Raw genomic sequence first — 17062 nt, 5'->3', positions numbered from 1 at the left:
GCAGCGGCTGCACCAGCTGCATCAAGGCCGGATATAGAGCTGCAGCCCATCCTGTCCGTCGAAACACGAGAAAACTGTTGCAAACGGGACGCGTTCATATAGACCTCATGATCGCTTCAGACAACGCGCCCGTCAGCCGCTTCCCGGTGCCGGCGCTCGAAGACCTGCCCGACGACATTCGCGAACGCATCTCGGCCGTCCAGGAAAAGTCGGGCTTCATCCCGAACGTGTTCCTCACCCTCGCGCATCGCCCGGACGAGTTTCGCGCATTCATGGCGTACCACGACGCGCTGATGGACAAGCCGGGCAACCTCACCAAGGCCGAACGGGAAATGATCGTCGTGGCTACCAGCGCCGTGAACCAGTGTCAGTACTGCGTGATCGCGCACGGTGCGATCCTGCGCATTCGCGCGAAGGACCCGCTGATCGCCGACCAGGTCGCGACCAACTACCGCAAGGCCGACATCACCGCGCGACAGAAGGCGATGCTGGACTTCGCGATGAAGGTGTCGCAGGCCGCGCATCAAGTGGGCGAAGCTGATTTCGACACGCTGAAAACGCACGGCTTCACCGAGGAGGACGTGTGGGACATCGCGGCGATTTCGGCGTTCTTCGGGATGTCGAACCGCATCGCGAACGTGACGAACATGCGCCCCAACGCGGAGTTTTACGCGCTGGGACGCTGAGCGCGCGACGGCAACGGCAGCGGCGACGGCTCGGCGATCCGGGCGTACACGCGCCCCTCTTCGACCGACCGCCGCGCGCCCCGGCGCAACATCAACGCGGCACACCGCCGCCGCGCGCCGCGGCCTCGCGCCTACTCGACCTGCTTCAACGCGTGCAGCCCTTCCGGCAGCGTCGCATCCGGAAACTGCGTGGACAGCGTCGCATCGCGCCACCGCGCCGCCTCTTCCGCGCGCTGCCGCTCCGCCTGCTCGCAGACGAACAGCGCATCGCCGCCGAGCAGCAAGCGCAGCGGCACGTCGTCGCGGCGCGACAACTCGACGATCAGCGCCGCGATCCGGGCGGGATCGCCGACCTCGTGGCCACCGTACGCGCCGAGCAGGTCGAGAATCTTCCCGACCGACGGCCGATAGTCGGGCAGCAGATCGTCGAGGCCGCGCTTCGCCTGCGCGGCCCATTCGGTACGCATCCCGCCCGGTTCGAGCGTGCACACGCGCACGCCGAACGGCGCGACTTCCTTCGCGAGCACGTCGCTGAATCCGCCGACCGCCCACTTCGCGGCTTGGTACGCCGACAATCCGGGCGTCGCCGAGCGCCCGCCGACCGACGACACCTGGAAGATGTGCCCGGCGCGCTGCGTGCGCATCGTCGGCAGCACCGCGCGCGTCAGGTTGATCACGCCGAACAGGTTCGTTTCGATCTGGTCGCGGAAGACGTCGGCGCCCGTCTGCTCGAACGGTGCCGTATGGCCGTAGCCCGCGTTGTTCACCAGCACGTCGATGCGGCCGAACGCGGCGCGTGCCGCCGCGACGGCCTGCGCGGCCGCCGCTTCGTCGGTGACGTCCAGCTCGACCGGCAGCACCCGGTCGCCATGACGCTCGGCCAGATCGGCCAGCCGCGCCGGATCGCGCGCGCCGGCCACCAGCCGGTCGCCCGCTGCCAGCACCGCTTCCGAAATCGCTCGCCCCAGGCCGCGTGCGGCCCCCGTTACCAACCAGACTTTCGACATTTTCCGCTCCTTGATCACGATAAAACGATGAAAATGAATGATTACTCACTCATTAATATGGGCGACGTATCGATCCTAGCCGACCTGTATCGCCCTGCCTGAAACCGTCCTGCCTTCCGTCGTGCGGCACACGCACCGCCTATGCCGCCACGACGGCCAAACCCTTCCGTCACATCGTTCGCGTCACGCTCACACCGCGTGCAACACGGCCCACAGCGCGCGAAACCCCGCTTCCCGGTAGGCATCGGCCCGCGCCGGATCGCGTGCGATCGACTCCATCGCGGTTTCCGCGATCGACGTAAACAACGCCGAGCAGAACGCATGCGCTTCGTCGCGGTTCAGCGCGCCCGACGCGGCGACCTGCTCGCGCAGCAACGCGCCGATCCCGCCGAAGCCTTCCGAGCCGGCCGCGCGATGCGCGTCGTCGATGCGCCCGCTCACGCCCAACTGCCGCAACGCGCGCCGGCCGTCCGGATTCGCGACGCCCCACGACACATAGCCATTCCACGCATGCCGCAGGGCCCGCTCGGCCGGCGCATGTTCCGGAAACCCGGTCATCATCGCGTCGCGCATGTCGGCCTTCAGGCTCAGGTACAGCGCGTTCAGCAACGCGTCCTTGGTCTCGAAGTACGTGAACACCGTCCCTTCCGCCACGCCGGCGAGCCTCGCGATGCGCGCGGTCGTCGCGCTCGGGCCGTCCTCGGCGAGCGCACGCGCGGCCGCGGCGAGGATGGCTTCGTGCTTGTCGGGACTGCGCGGTCGGGCCACGTTGATTCCTTTAATGAGTGAGCGCTCAATCATAATGGAGCGAAAAGGAGGAATGCAAGCCCTGTTACATCCGGGGGAACGCATACGCAATCCATCAAAACGGTGCACTATTGCGTTTTGCCGTACCGGCGCCGGCCATCCGGTGCCCGATGCCTCGACGTTCGTTTCACGTTCATCGTTTCAAACCGCGAACCTCCCATGACGAATCAGCCTTCCCAGACCGCGGCCGACCGGCCTGTCGACATGATCATCTTCGGCGGCGGCGGCGACCTGGCCGCCCGCAAGCTGTTGCCCGCGCTGTACATGGCGCACCTGCACTGCAATCTTCCGCCCGAGACGCGCATCATCGCCGTCGGCCGCCGCGACTGGGGCATCGACGGCTATCGCAAGTTCATGGACGAGCAGTCGCGCCCGTTCATCGACGAGAAGGCGTTCGATGCCGACGCGTGGAGCCGCTTCCTCGACCTGTTCAAGTACGTGCTGATCGACGTGAACGCGCCGGACGACTACCTGCGGCTCGCCGAAGCGGCGCGCGGCGACGCGATCCGCGTGTTCTACCTGTCGACGTCGCCGGAGCTGTTCACGACGATCTGCGACAATCTGTCGGCCGCGCACCTCGTCGACGCGCACTCGCGCGTCGTCCTCGAAAAGCCGCTGGGCCACGATCTCGCGTCCGCGAAGGCGATCAACGATGCGGTCGGCAAGCACTTCGAGGAATCGCAGATCTACCGGATCGACCACTATCTCGGCAAGGAAACCGTGCAGAACCTGATGGTGCTGCGCTTCGGCAACCCGATCTTCGGGCCGCTGTGGCAGGCGCCGAGCATCCGCAGCGTGCAGATCACGGTCGCGGAAACGGTCGGCGTCGGCAGCCGCGCGGGCTTCTACGACCACACCGGCGCGCTGCGCGACATGGTGCAGAACCACCTGCTGCAACTGCTGTGCATCGTCGCGATGGAGCCGCCCGTGTCGCTCGACCCGGACGCGGTGCGCGACGAGAAGCTGAAGGTGCTGCGCTCGCTGCGGCCGATGGCGCTGTCGGACGTCGCGCGCGACACGGTGCGCGGCCAGTACACGGCCGGCGCGGTCGACGGCCAGCCGGTCAAGGGCTATCTCGAGGAAGACAACGTACCGGCGGACAGCCGCGCGGAAACCTTCGTCGCGCTGCGCGCGCACATCAACAACTGGCGCTGGGCGAACGTGCCGTTCTTCCTGCGCACCGGCAAGCGGCTGCAGCGCCGCCAGTCGGAAATCGTGATCGAGTTCGCGGACATGCCGTTCTCGATCATCCCGACCGGCCCGCGCCATTACAGCAACCGCCTCGTGATCCAGCTTCAGCCGGAAGAGTCGATCCAGCTGCAGATGCTCGCGAAGGAGCCGGGCAGCGGGATGAACATGGTGCCCGTGAGCCTGAACCTCGACCTGCAGCAGGCGATTCCGGAGCGGCGCGCGGAAGCGTACGAACGGCTGCTGATCGACGTGATCCGCGGCCGCCTCACGCACTTCATGCGCCGCGACGAGCTCGAAGCCGCATGGTCGTGGGTCGAGCCGATCCTCGACGGCTGGAAGCAGCTCGGCGACCGGCCGCGGCTGTACACGGCCGGTACGTTCGGGCCGGCGGCTTCGTCGGCGCTGCTCGCGCGCGACGGGATGTCGTGGGCCGAAGAGGCGTAATCGCAACCCGACGGCGTGCCGCCGCGCGGCACGCCCGTTCCCGAAGGGCAGCGCCGCCTGCGCTACGCCGCTACTGCGACAGCAGCCACGTCGGCTTGCGCCGCGCCGGCGCATCGCCGGCGCTTCCGGCGCCGAGCACCTCGATCAGGTAATCGACGAACGATGCGATCCGCGACGAGATCGCGGTGTTCCGGTAATACACCGCGTTGATCGGCTGCTCGACCTCGAGCGTCTGCCGCGCGAGCACCTGCACGAGCCGCCCGGCCTCGCGATCCTGCGCGGTCACGAAATCCGACAGGCACACGACGCCGGTGCCCTCCAGCGCGAGCTGCCGCAGCGTCTCGCCGCTCGACGACCAGACGCCGGGCTCGATGCGGTAGGGCTCGCCGTCCGTGCCGAGGATCGGCCATACGTTCAGCGATTCGGGCTGCGTGAAGCCGAGCAGCGTGTGCTTCGCGAGATCCTCGACCTTGCGCGGCTGGCCGTGCGCTTCGATGTAGGCGGGGCTCGCAAGGATCCGCACCCGGCTGCTGCCGATGCGCCGGCTGTGCAGCGTCGAATCCTTCAGCCGGCCGATCCGGATCGCGACGTCGGTGCGCCGCTCCAGCAGGTCGATGATGCCCTCGTTGCTGTTCAGTTCCAGGTCGACCTTCGGAAAGCGTTCGCGGTAGCCGCGCACGAGCGGCACGATCACGTGCAGCATGAACGGCGTCGCGGCGTCGACGCGCAGGCGCCCGGACGGCATCTCGCGCCGCGCGAGCATCTGCTCTTCCGCGTTCTCGACCGATTCGATGATCGCGCGCGCGTTCTGCAGGAATGCGCGCCCTTCCTCGGTCAACTCGAGCCGGCGCGTGGTCCGGCGCAGCAGCGTGGTCTTCAGCTTCTCCTCGAGCCGTGCGAGCGTGCGGCTCGTCGCCGACACGGTGAGGTCGAGTTGCTGGGCGGCGGCCGTGATCGAACCGGTGTCCACCACGGCGGCAAAGGCCTGGAGTTCGTCGAGGGTGATCTTCATTATTGATTTGAAATCAAAACAATTTGGTTTATAGACCAGTTTTTCAGCAAAAGTAAAGCCGGCACACTGCGATCCGTTCCCACTGAAAACCCGGATCCCGTCATGCCACTCGCGTTGCTTGCGCTGACCATCAGCGCCTTTGCCATCGGCACCACCGAATTCGTGATCGTCGGGCTGATTCCGACGATCGGTGCCGACCTCGGCGTCAGCCTGCCGTCCGCCGGCCTGCTCGTCAGCCTGTATGCACTGAGCGTCGCCATCGGCGCGCCGCTCCTCACCGCGCTCACCGGCCGCGTGCCGCGCAAGGCGCTGCTCGCCGGGCTGATGGCGCTCTTCACCGTCGGCAACCTCGTCGCGTGGCAGGCGCCGGGCTACGAATCGCTGATCGTCGCGCGCGTCCTCACCGGCCTCGCGCACGGCGTGTTCTTCTCGGTCGGCTCGATCATCGCGACCACGCTCGTGCCGAAGGACAAGGCCGCGAGCGCGATCGCGACGATGTTCAGCGGCATGACCGTCGCGTTCGTCGCCGGCATTCCGCTCGGCACCTTCATCGGCCAGCACTTCGGCTGGCGCGCGACGTTCCTGATCGTCGCGCTGTTCGGCCTCGTCGCGTTCCTCGGCGCGGTCGCATTCGTGCCGCGCGGGCTGCCGCAAACGCCGCCGGCGCCGCTCGCCCGCCAGTTGCGCGTGCTGGCCCAGCCGCGCCTGCTGCTCGTCTATGCGATGACCGCGGTCGGTTACGGCGGTTCGCTGATCGCATTCACGTACATGGCGCCGCTGCTCGAACAGATCGCCGGCTTCACGCCGTCGCAGGTCAGCCTCGTGCTCGTCGGCTACGGCGTATCGGTCGCGGTCGGCAACGTGTGGGGCGGCAAGCTCGCGGACGCCGTCGGCCCCGTGAAGGCGCTCAAGCGGATCTTCCTGCTGCTCGCGATCGTGCTGCTCGCGCTGACCTTCACGATCCACGTGAAATGGCTCGCGGTGCTGACGATGCTCGCGTGGGGCGCCGTGGCGTTCGGCAACGTGCCGGGGCTGCAGGTGTACGTCGTCAAGCAGGCGCGCCACTTCGCGCCGGACGCCACCGACGTCGCATCGGGCTTCAACATCGCCGCCTTCAACCTCGGCGTGGCCGGCGGGTCGTCGCTCGGCGGCCTGATCGTCGCGAACGTCGGCCTCGGCCACACGCCGTGGATCGCCGCCGCCGTCACGCTCGGCGCATTCGCGCTCACCGCGTTGAGCGGCCGTCTCGACCGCCGCCACGGGCTGCCCGAACGCACGGCCGAACCCGTCGAACTCGCCCATTGAACGTCACCTTTGCAGGAGCCACCAGCATGAACGCATCGACCCCACGTCCGCCGTTCGCCGGCAAGACTTTCGAAGTCCGTTACGACGGCCTCACCGCGCTCAACGCGTACGACGAAGACGGCCGCCACATGCGCTACGAGATCACCGAAGGCCCGTACGCGGGCGCGAAGGGCGAAGTCGAATACACGTGGCAGCCCGTCGCCGGCGAGACGTACGCGATCTCGTGGCAGGAAGCCGATCGCGCCACCGTCGTGCATATCGACGATTTCGCCGCCGGCACGTCGCGCTCGTTCTTCACTGCGTCGTCGCTCGATTTCTACCGGCTCGACGGCAGCCTGCGCGCGGTCTGAACGGAGCCCGACCATGTCCACTTCACTCGACACGCTCGCCGACGGCGGCTTCAGCATCGGCATCGAACTGCCGCTCGACAACGACTGGACCGCGTCCGGCAACGCGAAACGCCGGCATGACGGCCGCCACCCCGGCGTGCCCGATCTGGAAATTCACGCGGAACTCGCGCAACTGGCCGACACGCTCGGTTTCCGCGCGCTCTGGGTGCGCGACGTGCCGGTGTACGACCCGTCGTTCGGCGACGCCGCGCAGGTGTTCGAAACGTTCTCGTATCTCGGCTACCTCGCCGGTGTCACGCGCGACATCCTGCTCGGCACCGCGGCCGTCGTGCTGCCGCTGCGCGAACCGCTGCTCACGCTGAAATCGGCCGCGACGATCCAGGAATTGAGCGGCGGGCGCCTGCTGCTCGGCGTCGCGAGCGGCGACCGGCCGGTCGAATATCCGCTGTTCGGCCGCGACTTCGCCACGCGCGGCGCGAACTTCCGCGACCAGATCGCGCTGCTGCGCGACGGCGCGCGCGGACATCTGCCGCCCGGCCTGGAAGTGCTGCCCGCCGCCCGTTCGCCGGTGCCGCTGCTCGTCGCGGGCCTCGCGCAGCAGACGCCCGCGTGGATCGGCGAACACATGGACGGCTGCCTCGCGTATCCGGGCACGCCGGCCGATCACCTGCAGCGCGCCGCGAACTGGCGTGCGGTGGCCGGCGACAAGCCGTACGTGAGCTTCATCCACCTCGACCTCGCGGAAGATCCGCACGAACCGCTGCAGCGGCACCGCTTCGGCGCCCGGGCGGGACGCGTCGCGCTGACGGAGGAACTCGCGGCGATGCGCGACGCGGGCGTGCGGCACATCGGCCTGCATTTCCGCCGCAACCGGCGGCCGCTCGACGAGACGATGGCCGAGATCGCGGCGGACGTGCTGCCCGCGTTCCATCCGAAAAAGAATCCGCAGGCGCACGCCGCATAAGACCGGCCACGGCCCGCACGCGCCCGCGATACGTTCAATATTTGACTTCAAATCAAATATCTTTGGCATCTAAAGGCGTTTATTTCATCAGTATCACGCGCCAGAATGACTCGCATACCGCAACCGTTCCCCTCTCCCAGGAGCACATGATGAGCAAGATTCCCGCATTCGGCCTCGGTACGTTCCGCCTGCAAGGCCAGGTCGTCATCGACTCGGTCCGCAACGGCCTCGAAGTCGGCTACCGCGCGATCGACACCGCGCAGATCTACGGCAACGAAGCCGAAGTCGGCGAAGCGATCGCCGCATCGGGCGTACGCCGCGAAGAGCTGTTCCTCACGACGAAGATCTGGGTCGACAACTACGCACCGGACAAGCTGGCGGCCAGCCTCGAGGAAAGCCTGCGCAAGCTGCGCACCGACCATGTCGACCTGACGCTGATCCACTGGCCGGCCCCGGGCAACGGCGTGTCGATCGACGCGTTCATGACCGCGCTGGCCGATGCGAAGGCGAAGGGACTCACGCGCCAGATCGGCATCTCGAACTTCAACATCGAACTGACGAAGGAAGCGATCGCGGCCGTCGGCAAGGACGCGATCGCGACGAACCAGATCGAGCTGAGCCCGTACCTGCAGAACCGCAAGCTGGTCGAGTTCCTGAATGCCGAAGGCATCCACGTGACGTCGTACATGACGCTCGCGTACGGCAAGGTGCTCGGCGACCCGGTGATCGGCGCGATCGCGCGGCGTCGCGACGCGACGCCGGCGCAAGTCGCACTCGTATGGGCGCTGCAACTCGGTTACTCGGTGATTCCGTCGTCGACCAAGCGCGAGAACCTAGCGAGCAACCTGCTCGCGCAGACGCTGCGCCTGACCGACGAAGACATGGCGCAGATCGCCGCGCTCGAACGCAATGGCCGCGAAGTCGACCCGGCCGGCCTCGCGCCGAAGTGGGACTGAGCGCGCCGCGCCCTTATTCGATATGACCCGCCCGCGGCCCGCCGGCCGCGGCACCGACAGGACACCAGCATGACCCGTGACCCGCTTTTCCAACCGCTGCGACTCGGCGCGCTGACGCTGCCGAACCGCATCGTGATGCCGCCGATGACGCGCTCGCGCGCGACCCAGCCCGGCGACGAAGCCAACGAACTGATGGCCGCGTACTACGCGCAGCGCGCGAGTGCGGGCCTGATCGTCAGCGAAGGCACCTACATCGCGCCGCTCGGCAAGGGCTACGCCTGGACGCCCGGCATTCATACGCCGTCGCAAATCGCCGGCTGGCGCAAGGTGACGGACGCCGTGCATGCCGCGCACGGCCGCATCTTCGCGCAGCTGTGGCACGTCGGCCGGCTGAGCCACACGAGCCTGCTCGGCGGCGCGCAACCGGTGTCGTCGTCGCCGCTCCAGGCGAAGGGCGTGAACGTGTTCATCGCCGGCGAAGACGGCAGCACGCCGGGCTTCGTGCAGGCATCCGAGCCGCGCGCGCTGTCGATCGACGAAATCCGCGAGATCGTCGATCAGTACCGCGCCGCCGCGCGCCATGCGATCGAAGCCGGCTTCGACGGCGTCGAGCTGCACGGCGCGAACGGCTATCTCGTGAACCAGTTCATCGACTCGAACGCGAACACGCGCACCGACGCGTACGGCGGCTCGCTGGAAAACCGGCTGCGCTTCCTGCGCGAAGTCACGCAGGCGCTGATCGACGGCACCGGCGACGCATCGCGCGTCGGCATCCGTCTCGCACCGCTGACCACGCTGAACGGCTGCGTCGACGACGATCCGGAAACGACCTACCTCGCCGCCGCGAAGCTGCTCGGCGAACTCGGCGTCGGCTACCTGCACATCGCGGAAGCCGACTGGGACGACGCGCCGCTGATGCCGGTCGCCTTCAAGCAGCAATTGCGCGCCGCGTACCCGGGCGTGCTGATCTATGCCGGCGCGTACACCGCCGAGCGCGCACGCGAAGCGATCGCCGCCGGCTGGGCCGACCTCGTCGCATTCGGCCGCCCGTTCGTCGCGAACCCCGACCTGCCCGAGCGCCTGCGCATCGGCGCCGCGCTCGCGACGCACGATCGCGACACGCTGTTCGGCGGCGGCGCCCACGGCCTGACCGACTACCCGATGCTCGCGCAAGCTGCCGCGTGAACGATCCCCAGGAATCCGACATGAGAATCACGCTTCCTTCCCGCCTGGGTTTCGGCACGGCGCCGCTGGGCAACATGTATCGCGACATTCCCCACGAAGAAGCACTGGCCACGGTCGACGCGGCCTGGGAAAGCGGTATCCGCTACTTCGACGCCGCGCCGCTATATGGCGCTGGCCTCGCCGAGCTGCGCCTCGGCGAAGCGCTCGCGGGCCGTCCGCGCGACGACTATGCGCTCGGCACGAAGGTCGGCCGGCTGGTCCTCGACGAACACGAGGACGCGTCGCAACGCGATCTCGGCGAAAAGGGCGGCCTGTTCCGCCATGGTCTGCCGAACAAGATCGTCTACGACTACACCGAGGACGGCACGCTGCGCTCGATCGAAGCGAGCCTCGAGCGGCTGCGCACCGACCGGCTCGACACCGTGTGGATCCACGATCCGGCCATCGACTTCCACGGCGAGCGCTGGCTCGACGTGTTCGACGTCGCGATGTCGGGCGCGGCCAGGGCACTCACGCGGCTGCGCGACGAGAAGGTCATCAAGGGCTGGGGCCTCGGCGTGAACCGCGTCGAGGCGTGCGAGCTCGCACTCGAGCGCTCCGATCCCGACGGCTTCCTGCTCGCAGGCCGCTACACGCTGCTCGATCATGCGGGCGCGCTCCAACGGCTGATGCCGGAAAGCGTCGCGCGCGGGCTCGGCATCATCGTCGGCGGTCCGTACAATTCCGGCGTGCTCGCCGGCGGCACCCACTTCGAGTATCAGCCGGCGACGCAGGAAATGCTCGATCGCGTCGCGCGCATCCGGCAGATCGGCGAACGCTTCGGCGTGGACGTCCGCGCGGTGGCGCTGCAGTTCTCGCTCGCGCATCCGGCCGTCGCGGCCGTGATCCCCGGCGCGAGCCGGCCCGATCGCATCGACGAGAACCTGCGGCTGGCCGCGGTGCCGATTCCGTCCGAACTGTGGCAAGTACTGAAGGCCGAGCGCCTGATCGCGGAACACGCGCCGACGCCGGCCGGCGCGGCCTGACGCGCTTCCAGGCGAGCGCCGCGACGAGCGGCGCGCATAACCATTCGGTCGCAATCGCGGCGACTATCGCCGCGATTGCCATTTCCGAATTGCAGCCTGCGCAATCGGCGTCTAGGGTTTACCGGATCGACTCCGCCCGACCCACCCGACCTGAAAGGACGCCCCGCCATGCCAAGCCGCTCTCCGAAACGCGACATGCTGCCGGCTCTCGCGGCAGGCCTTTCCTTCGCGGCCTTCACGTTGCCGGCTCATGCCGACGATGCGGCCGGTCTCGTGCCGCCCGAGCCTGCGACGCCCGTGCTGTCGACGACCGCGACTGGCGTGCAGATCTACGCATGCGAGTACGACCACGAACACCGGCTCGCGTGGACATTCCAGCGCCCGGAGGCAATGCTGTTCGACGCCGGCGGCACACTCGTCGTCCGGCACGGCGCGGGACCGTCGTGGGAAGCACTCGACGGCAGCCGTATCACCGGCAAGAAGCTTGCGGAAGCGCCTGGCACACGGCCGGGCAGCATTGCGCAACTGCTGCTCGCCGCGACGCCGGCCGCAACCGGTACGCTGGCTGGCGTGCGCTTCGTGCAGCGGCTCGATACAGCGGGCGGCATGCCGCCGGCGGCGACGTGCGCGACCGAGCATGCGGTCGGCCGCTTTCCGTACTTCGCGCGATATGTGTTCCTGAAGTGACACGCGCGGCGCCGTAAGCATCGAGCGTCATCATGGCAACTCGTCTGTTATTCAGCTTTCCTATATTTCAGGCACGGGAGCGTAAAACCGCCGACACGCTCGTTCAAGCCGTTCGGCCCGTCCGCATCGACAATTCGACGTCGCCGCCGAACGGCACCGACAGATAGCCGTTTTCCGGCGCACGCACGTAAGCAAGATAGTCGGGGCTGTATTCCGCGTTGTCTGCCACGACGAACGCCCCCGCCCTGAGCCGCGGCTCGACCAGCGCGAGAATCTCCGGGTACAGCGCCTTCGCCCCGTCGAGCAGCAGCAGGTCGACCGAATCCGGAAGGCCGGCGGCCAGCGTGCGCAGCGCATCGCCTTCGCGAATCTCCACGAGATCGGCCAATCCGGCCGCCGCCAGGTTCGCGTGCGCGCGCACGACCTTCGACGGCTCGAACTCGCTCGTGATCAGCCGCCCGCCTCCGTTGTCGCGCAGCGCGGCCGCGAGATGCAGCGTCGAAATGCCGAACGACGTGCCGAATTCGACGATTGCGTTGGCGCCGCTGCTGCGCGCGAGCATGTACAGCAGCGTGCCCGTCTCGCGCGACACGGCGAGCGGATAGTCCTTCAGGCGCGCATACAGATCGGCGTAGTCCGTCTTGCTGCGCATCAGCCGCGCTTGCTCGTCGCGCGACACGTTGGCGAAGTCGGGGCTCGTCGCGGGCGACGACGCGTCGGCTTCGTCGAACAGGCGCGCCAGCAGCGAAGCCAGCGGGTCGAGCATCAGGGTGGTCATGCGAATCTCCAGTATCGGGTTTGAGTGCGTCGTTGCACACAACTAGAATATGACGAACTATTCAGGTTTTACTATTCGCATTGGCAAACCGCTCATGACCGACCGCCGAAACACCCCGATTGCCACGCGCAAGCAGCCTCGGCAGGCGCGCTCGAACCGTCTCGTCGAGGACGTCCTCCAGGCGGCTATTCAGGTTTTGGCGAGCGAAGGCGCGCAGCGCTTCACGATGGCGCGCGTCGCCGAGCGGGCCGGCGTGAGCGTGGGCTCGCTGTACCAGTACTTCCCGAACAAGGCGTCCGTGCTGTTCCGGCTCCAGCACGACGAGTGGCGGCAGACGCACGCCATGCTGTGCGGGATGCTGCAGGACACGCGGAAGACGCCGCCCGAGCGGCTGCGCACCGCCGTCCACGCGTTCATCCGTTCGGAATGCGACGAGGCGCCGATGCGCATCGCCCTCGACGATGCCGCGCCGCTCTATCGGGACGCCCCGGAGGCGCACGAAGTGAAGGCCGAGGGCAACCGGGTGTTCAACGCGTTCATTCGCGAAGCGCTGCCCGACGTATCGGACGCCACGCATGCGCTCGCGTGTGAGCTGATCTTGACGACGCTCACGACGGGCGGCAAGGCGTTCTCCGAGACAGCGCGCACGCCGGCGGAAATCGACGCCTACTCGGCCGCGATGGCCGACATGTTCTGCGCGTATCTCGCGCATCTCGCACACGATTGAGGCCCGCGCCCGTACGGAAACCGCGCACGCGCGCCAGCCGTATCGTCCGGATGCAGATGGCAGAGGCGCGCGGCCGCGAATCCCGTCACCCGCCGCCGTTCGCACCGGCCGTCCCGGTCGCCTCGAAAGCCGTTCGTAATATTCCATGCGTCGCCCGCTTCCCCGCCCGCCGACCCTGCCTTCAAATAGTCGCCTTAACGGATTCGAACTAGGCGTATACACGCGTGTCGGCGCGACGGAGCCCCGTTGCACGCCGATATAAGCGCTGCGACATGCGCTGCATGCTCTTCCCCCGATGGGACGTGATGGGCGGCTCGCCTAACCTTCGCTACGGCAAAGCACACGTGACGGGGTCGACCACACCACGCGTCGTCCGACGCGACACCCTCGCGCTCGTTTCGATTCGCACGTAACGACACGCATCGCGCGTCATTCGTCTCCACGACGTTGCCGAACAATCCCAACCAGATACGAGACACCCTGACGACGGTTCGCTACGGACCGTTTCAGCATGCTGATAAAGGAGCAAGCTCATGAGTGATACCCCGGTGCAGCCGACGGTCGGCGTCGGCGCGCAAGAAACTGACTTTGGCACCCAGGGAGTCATCGACCGGTACTTCGGCATTTCGTCGCGCGGCAGCACGCAGCGTCGCGAAATCATTGCCGGCGTGACCACCTTCCTCGCGATGGTCTATTCCGTGTTCGTCGTGCCCGGCATGTTCGGCAAGGCCGGTTTCGACACGAGCGCCGTGTTCGTCGCGGTGTGTCTCACCACCGCGTTCGGCTCGCTGCTGATGGGCCTGTGGGCGAAGCTGCCGATCGCGATCGGCTGCGCGATCTCGCTGACCGCGTTCACCGCGTTCGGCCTCGTGCTCGGCAAGGGGCTGTCTCCGACGGTCGCGCTCGGCGCCGTGTTCCTGATGGGCCTCGTGTTTACCGGCATCTCGGTCACCGGCGTGCGTTCGTGGATCCTGCGCAACCTGCCCGCGGGCGTCGCGCACGGCACGGGGATCGGCATCGGCCTGTTCCTGCTGCTGATCGCATCGAACGACGTCGGCCTCGTGATCAAGAACCCGGGCGCCGGCCTGCCGGTCTCGCTCGGCCAGGTCACCGCGTTCCCGGTCATCATGTCGGTCGTCGGTCTCGCCGCGATCTTCGGCCTCGAAAAACGTCGCGTACCGGGCGGCATCCTGCTCGTCGTGATCGCGATCTCGCTGTTCGGCCTCGTGTTCGATCCGGCCGTGAAGTACCACGGCATCTTCGCGCTGCCGTCGCTGAGCGCACCGGGCCATGCGTCGCTGATCGGCGCGATGGACATCAAGGGCGCGCTGTCGATGGCCGTGCTGCCGAGCGTGCTGGCGCTGGTGATGACCGCCGTGTTCGACGCGACCGGCACGATCCGCGCGGTCGCCGGGCAGGCGGGCCAACTCGACGAGAACGGCCGCATCATCAACGGCGGCCGCGCGCTGACCGCCGATTCGATCAGCTCGATCTTCTCCGGCTTCCTCGGCGGCGCGCCGGCGGCGGCCTACATCGAGTCGAGCGTCGGCGTGGCCGCGGGCGCGAAGACGGGCCTCGCGGCAGCCGTGGTCGGCCTGCTGTTCCTCGTCGTGATGTTCTTCTCGCCGCTCGCGGGCCTCGTGCCGTCGTACGCCACCGCACCGGCGCTGATGTACGTCGGCCTGCTGATGCTCGGCAGCGTGAGCAAGCTGCACATGGACGACATGGTCGACGCGATGTCGGGCCTCGTGTGCGCGGTGTTCATCGTGCTGACCGCGAACATCGTGACGGGCATCATGCTCGGCTTCTCGACGCTCGTGATCGGCCGCATCGCCAGCGGCGAATTCCGCAAGCTCAACGTCGGCACCGTGCTCATCGCGGCCGTGCTCGTCACGTTCTACCTCGGCGGCTGGGCCATCTGATCGCGAGACATGCGCGACGTCGCCGGCACAAGGGCGACGCGCATCGAGACGAGATCGTCTCCTCCACCATCGTCGTTGATGGTCTCCAGGCCTGGGAACGCAAGTTTCCAGGCTTTTTTTGTCCGAGCGGCGCCCCGTGACATGCTTCGCGAAAACGGCGCGATGCCACTCGCGCCCGGTGCCGCGATCGCGGAGTTGACCGTCAGAACGGCTTGATCACGGCCAGCCCGACGACGAGCGCGGTCGCGACGATCACCGCGCTCGCCGCCTGCCCGAGCCATGGCGCCGGCATGACGACGAGATCGTCGCGCTCCATGCGCCGCAGCGTACCGGCCAGGATTCCGTGCAGCACCGACAGCGCGGCGACGAGCGCGAGCTTCACCGACAGCCACGCGGCGCCGAACCAGTGACCGCTCAGCGCGAGCGCGATGCCGGCGATCCAGACGATCGCGAGCGCGGGCGACGTCACCGTACGATCCCAGCGCCGCACCGCGCGATGCACGGCGAGGTTCGCAATACGGACCGCGACGGACGACAACAGCAACCCGCCGACGAACGTGACGACGGCGACCAGGTGCACGGCCTTCAGCACCAGGTAGATCATCGCGCGTGCCGCCTGCGCGCGATCCAGCCGGCGCTCGCCAGCCCCGCGAACGGCACGACGGCCGACAGCACGAGCCGTGCGACCTCGCCCCTGCTCCACAGCCCGCTCGATGCGGTGCCGACCACGGCCCATACGTACATGACGAACGCGATGCCGTGCACCGGGCCCATGATCGATACCGCGACCGGATACCCGGCCAGATGCTTGAGCGGCACGGCCACGCACACCAGCACGACGAGCGTGGTGGCCTCCATCAACGACAGGTATTGCAGGTTCCGCAACGCGTTGCGATCGTCTTGTTTCATCGGCAGGGCTCCAGGTGGGTCCGCCGCGATTGTCGCGTGTGGTGCAGGTTCCAGCCATTGGCTAGAATGACATCTTTCAACGGATTCCGGCCACGGCCGCACCCGCCATGCATACGGTCGCCGTTCTTGTGTTGCCCGATGTCGTCCCGTTCGATCTGGGCGTCGCATGCGACACGTTCGCGCGCGTGCGGGCGCCCGACGTCGCGCCCGCGTACCGCGTGCGCGTGTGCAGCGAGCAGCCGCGCGTCGGCGGCGACCTGTTCGAGCTGCGCCCGCCTTTTCGTCTCGATGCGCTGGCCGACGCCGATACGATCATGGTGCCCGGCACGTCGGTGCCGCTCGCGCCCACGTCGCGCCGCGTGCTCGACGCGCTGCGCGCGGCGGCCGCGCGCGGGTGCCGGATCGCGTCGATCTGCAGTGGCGCGTTCGTGCTCGCGGAAGCCGGGCTGCTCGACGGCCTGCGCGCGACGACGCACTGGCTCGCGGCCGCCGAACTCGCGCGCCGCTACCCGAACGTCGACGTCGACCCGAACGTGCTGTTCGTCGACAACGGCCGGATCCTGACGTCGGCCGGCGCGGCGGCCGGCCTCGATCTATGCCTGCACATGATCCAGGCCGACTATGGCGCGGCGGTCGCCGTCGACGCCGCCCGCAGCGCGGTGGCGCCGCGCGTGCGCGAAGGCGGGCAGGCGCAGTTCATCGCGCCCGAATGGCCGGCCGGCGGCGACGGACTGCACGACCTGATGGACTGGCTGCAGGCCAACCTGCGCAAGCCGCTGACGCTCGACGCGATCGCGCGCAAGGCGTCGACCAGCGTGCGCACGCTGACGCGGCGCTTCCGGGAGCAGACGGGCACGTCGCCGGGGCAATGGCTGCAGATCGTACGTGTCAGGCATGCGCAGCAGTTGCTGGAGGTGACCGAGCTGTCGATCGAACATGTGGCGACGGAAGCCGGGTTCGGTTCGGTCACCGCGTTTCGCGAACGCTTCGCGCGCATCGTCGGCACATCGCCGCAGCGTTATCGGCAGGCGTTCCGCGCGCGCGCCGATGCGTGACGTGCGTCGGGATCACCCCTGAAGCATCAATCCGCCGCCCCCTTTCGCGCCA

General features: G+C 67.9%; 18 protein-coding genes. 12 read left to right on the top strand and 6 right to left on the bottom strand.

Annotated elements, in window-relative coordinates; all coding sequences use genetic code 11:
• Positions 1-107 precede the first annotated feature (107 nt).
• Positions 108-686: a peroxidase-related enzyme gene (locus HWX09_RS15070; RefSeq protein ID WP_027781584.1), complete on the top strand. Its 579-nt coding sequence runs from the start codon at positions 108-110 to the stop codon at positions 684-686.
• A 131-nt stretch (positions 687-817) separates the two neighbouring features.
• On the opposite strand, the gene HWX09_RS15065 is transcribed toward HWX09_RS15070, so the two are convergent.
• Both HWX09_RS15065 and HWX09_RS15060 read right to left on the bottom strand, forming a co-directional pair.
• Positions 818-1693 carry an SDR family NAD(P)-dependent oxidoreductase gene (locus HWX09_RS15065; protein ID WP_027781585.1) on the bottom strand — a complete coding sequence of 292 codons (876 nt, stop codon included), beginning with the start codon at positions 1691-1693 and terminating at the stop codon, positions 818-820.
• A 189-nt stretch (positions 1694-1882) separates the two neighbouring features.
• The gene (locus tag HWX09_RS15060) at positions 1883-2461 is read right to left on the bottom strand and encodes a TetR/AcrR family transcriptional regulator (protein WP_027781586.1); all 579 of its coding nucleotides are present in this window, start codon (positions 2459-2461) and stop codon (positions 1883-1885) included.
• A 198-nt stretch (positions 2462-2659) separates the two neighbouring features.
• Here HWX09_RS15060 and zwf point away from each other — a divergent pair, with 198 nt between their 5' ends.
• Positions 2660-4135, top strand: coding sequence for a glucose-6-phosphate dehydrogenase (gene zwf, locus HWX09_RS15055; protein WP_027781587.1), 1476 nt, complete (start codon positions 2660-2662; stop codon positions 4133-4135).
• A 70-nt stretch (positions 4136-4205) separates the two neighbouring features.
• Here zwf and HWX09_RS15050 read toward each other — a convergent pair whose 3' ends face one another.
• Entirely contained in the window at positions 4206-5147 is a 942-nt protein-coding gene (locus HWX09_RS15050; RefSeq protein WP_027781588.1) for a LysR family transcriptional regulator, read from the bottom strand.
• A gap of 102 nt (positions 5148-5249) precedes the next feature.
• Between HWX09_RS15050 and HWX09_RS15045 the strand changes: the two genes are divergently transcribed.
• The 7 genes from HWX09_RS15045 to HWX09_RS15015 all read left to right on the top strand — a co-directional run bounded on the left by HWX09_RS15045 (position 5250) and on the right by HWX09_RS15015 (position 11619).
• On the top strand, positions 5250-6452 hold the full coding sequence (locus HWX09_RS15045) for an MFS transporter (protein WP_027781589.1): 1203 nt from the start codon (positions 5250-5252) through the stop codon (positions 6450-6452).
• 26 nt (positions 6453-6478) lie between these two features.
• On the top strand, positions 6479-6802 hold the full coding sequence (locus tag HWX09_RS15040; RefSeq protein WP_027781590.1) for a hypothetical protein: 324 nt from the start codon (positions 6479-6481) through the stop codon (positions 6800-6802).
• A gap of 13 nt (positions 6803-6815) precedes the next feature.
• Positions 6816-7766 carry an LLM class oxidoreductase gene (locus HWX09_RS15035; protein ID WP_027781591.1) on the top strand — a complete coding sequence of 317 codons (951 nt, stop codon included), beginning with the start codon at positions 6816-6818 and terminating at the stop codon, positions 7764-7766.
• 149 nt (positions 7767-7915) lie between these two features.
• Positions 7916-8722, top strand: a complete 807-nt coding sequence (gene dkgB, locus HWX09_RS15030; RefSeq protein WP_027781592.1) for a 2,5-didehydrogluconate reductase DkgB — start codon at positions 7916-7918, stop codon at positions 8720-8722.
• Positions 8723-8791: 69 nt separating this feature from the next.
• Positions 8792-9907 (top strand): alkene reductase, encoded by a 1116-nt coding sequence (locus tag HWX09_RS15025; protein ID WP_027781593.1) that lies wholly within the window; start codon positions 8792-8794, stop codon positions 9905-9907.
• A gap of 20 nt (positions 9908-9927) precedes the next feature.
• The gene (locus HWX09_RS15020) at positions 9928-10932 is read left to right on the top strand and encodes an aldo/keto reductase (RefSeq protein ID WP_027781594.1); all 1005 of its coding nucleotides are present in this window, start codon (positions 9928-9930) and stop codon (positions 10930-10932) included.
• A 168-nt stretch (positions 10933-11100) separates the two neighbouring features.
• On the top strand, positions 11101-11619 hold the full coding sequence (locus HWX09_RS15015) for a DUF3455 domain-containing protein (protein ID WP_034185246.1): 519 nt from the start codon (positions 11101-11103) through the stop codon (positions 11617-11619).
• A gap of 103 nt (positions 11620-11722) precedes the next feature.
• On the opposite strand, the gene HWX09_RS15010 is transcribed toward HWX09_RS15015, so the two are convergent.
• Entirely contained in the window at positions 11723-12397 is a 675-nt protein-coding gene (locus HWX09_RS15010) for an O-methyltransferase (protein ID WP_027781596.1), read from the bottom strand.
• A gap of 49 nt (positions 12398-12446) precedes the next feature.
• Between HWX09_RS15010 and HWX09_RS15005 the strand changes: the two genes are divergently transcribed.
• Both HWX09_RS15005 and HWX09_RS15000 read left to right on the top strand, forming a co-directional pair.
• Entirely contained in the window at positions 12447-13124 is a 678-nt protein-coding gene (locus tag HWX09_RS15005; RefSeq protein ID WP_027781597.1) for a TetR family transcriptional regulator, read from the top strand.
• A gap of 533 nt (positions 13125-13657) precedes the next feature.
• Positions 13658-15046 carry an NCS2 family permease gene (locus HWX09_RS15000; RefSeq protein WP_027781598.1) on the top strand — a complete coding sequence of 463 codons (1389 nt, stop codon included), beginning with the start codon at positions 13658-13660 and terminating at the stop codon, positions 15044-15046.
• A 202-nt stretch (positions 15047-15248) separates the two neighbouring features.
• Here the strand turns inward: HWX09_RS15000 and HWX09_RS14995 are convergent, their stop codons facing one another.
• Positions 15249-15650 (bottom strand): CopD family protein, encoded by a 402-nt coding sequence (locus HWX09_RS14995; protein ID WP_027781599.1) that lies wholly within the window; start codon positions 15648-15650, stop codon positions 15249-15251.
• Positions 15647-15955 (bottom strand): DUF3817 domain-containing protein, encoded by a 309-nt coding sequence (locus HWX09_RS14990; protein ID WP_027781600.1) that lies wholly within the window; start codon positions 15953-15955, stop codon positions 15647-15649. The genes HWX09_RS14995 and HWX09_RS14990 overlap by 4 nt, the downstream gene beginning before the upstream one ends.
• Before the next feature lie 107 nt (positions 15956-16062).
• Here HWX09_RS14990 and HWX09_RS14985 point away from each other — a divergent pair, with 107 nt between their 5' ends.
• Entirely contained in the window at positions 16063-17010 is a 948-nt protein-coding gene (locus HWX09_RS14985) for a helix-turn-helix domain-containing protein (protein ID WP_027781601.1), read from the top strand.
• The last annotated feature ends 52 nt before the right edge of the window (positions 17011-17062 follow it).

The organism is Burkholderia sp. BCC1208, from assembly GCF_902833095.1.
Lineage (GTDB): Bacteria > Pseudomonadota > Gammaproteobacteria > Burkholderiales > Burkholderiaceae > Burkholderia.
Note: the sequence above shows the minus strand (reverse complement) of the source record. Positions and strands in the feature narration are given on the sequence as shown.

Bases quoted from the DNA above. Each gene is read 5' to 3' on its own strand.
- HWX09_RS15050 (WP_027781588.1), bottom strand. From the start codon at position 5,147: ATGAAGATCACCCTCGACGAACTCCAGGCCTTTGCCGCCGTGGTGGAC.
- HWX09_RS15035 (WP_027781591.1), top strand. From the start codon at position 6,816: ATGTCCACTTCACTCGACACGCTCGCCGACGGCGGCTTCAGCATCGGC.
- HWX09_RS15000 (WP_027781598.1), top strand. From the start codon at position 13,658: ATGAGTGATACCCCGGTGCAGCCGACGGTCGGCGTCGGCGCGCAAGAA.
- HWX09_RS14995 (WP_027781599.1), bottom strand. From the start codon at position 15,650: ATGATCTACCTGGTGCTGAAGGCCGTGCACCTGGTCGCCGTCGTCACG.
- HWX09_RS15015 (WP_034185246.1), top strand. From the start codon at position 11,101: ATGCCAAGCCGCTCTCCGAAACGCGACATGCTGCCGGCTCTCGCGGCA.
- zwf (WP_027781587.1), top strand. From the start codon at position 2,660: ATGACGAATCAGCCTTCCCAGACCGCGGCCGACCGGCCTGTCGACATG.
- HWX09_RS15070 (WP_027781584.1), top strand. From the start codon at position 108: ATGATCGCTTCAGACAACGCGCCCGTCAGCCGCTTCCCGGTGCCGGCG.
- HWX09_RS15010 (WP_027781596.1), bottom strand. From the start codon at position 12,397: ATGACCACCCTGATGCTCGACCCGCTGGCTTCGCTGCTGGCGCGCCTG.
- HWX09_RS15045 (WP_027781589.1), top strand. From the start codon at position 5,250: ATGCCACTCGCGTTGCTTGCGCTGACCATCAGCGCCTTTGCCATCGGC.
- HWX09_RS15065 (WP_027781585.1), bottom strand. From the start codon at position 1,693: ATGTCGAAAGTCTGGTTGGTAACGGGGGCCGCACGCGGCCTGGGGCGA.
- HWX09_RS15025 (WP_027781593.1), top strand. From the start codon at position 8,792: ATGACCCGTGACCCGCTTTTCCAACCGCTGCGACTCGGCGCGCTGACG.
- HWX09_RS14990 (WP_027781600.1), bottom strand. From the start codon at position 15,955: ATGAAACAAGACGATCGCAACGCGTTGCGGAACCTGCAATACCTGTCG.
- HWX09_RS15020 (WP_027781594.1), top strand. From the start codon at position 9,928: ATGAGAATCACGCTTCCTTCCCGCCTGGGTTTCGGCACGGCGCCGCTG.
- HWX09_RS15040 (WP_027781590.1), top strand. From the start codon at position 6,479: ATGAACGCATCGACCCCACGTCCGCCGTTCGCCGGCAAGACTTTCGAA.
- HWX09_RS14985 (WP_027781601.1), top strand. From the start codon at position 16,063: ATGCATACGGTCGCCGTTCTTGTGTTGCCCGATGTCGTCCCGTTCGAT.
- HWX09_RS15005 (WP_027781597.1), top strand. From the start codon at position 12,447: ATGACGAACTATTCAGGTTTTACTATTCGCATTGGCAAACCGCTCATG.
- dkgB (WP_027781592.1), top strand. From the start codon at position 7,916: ATGAGCAAGATTCCCGCATTCGGCCTCGGTACGTTCCGCCTGCAAGGC.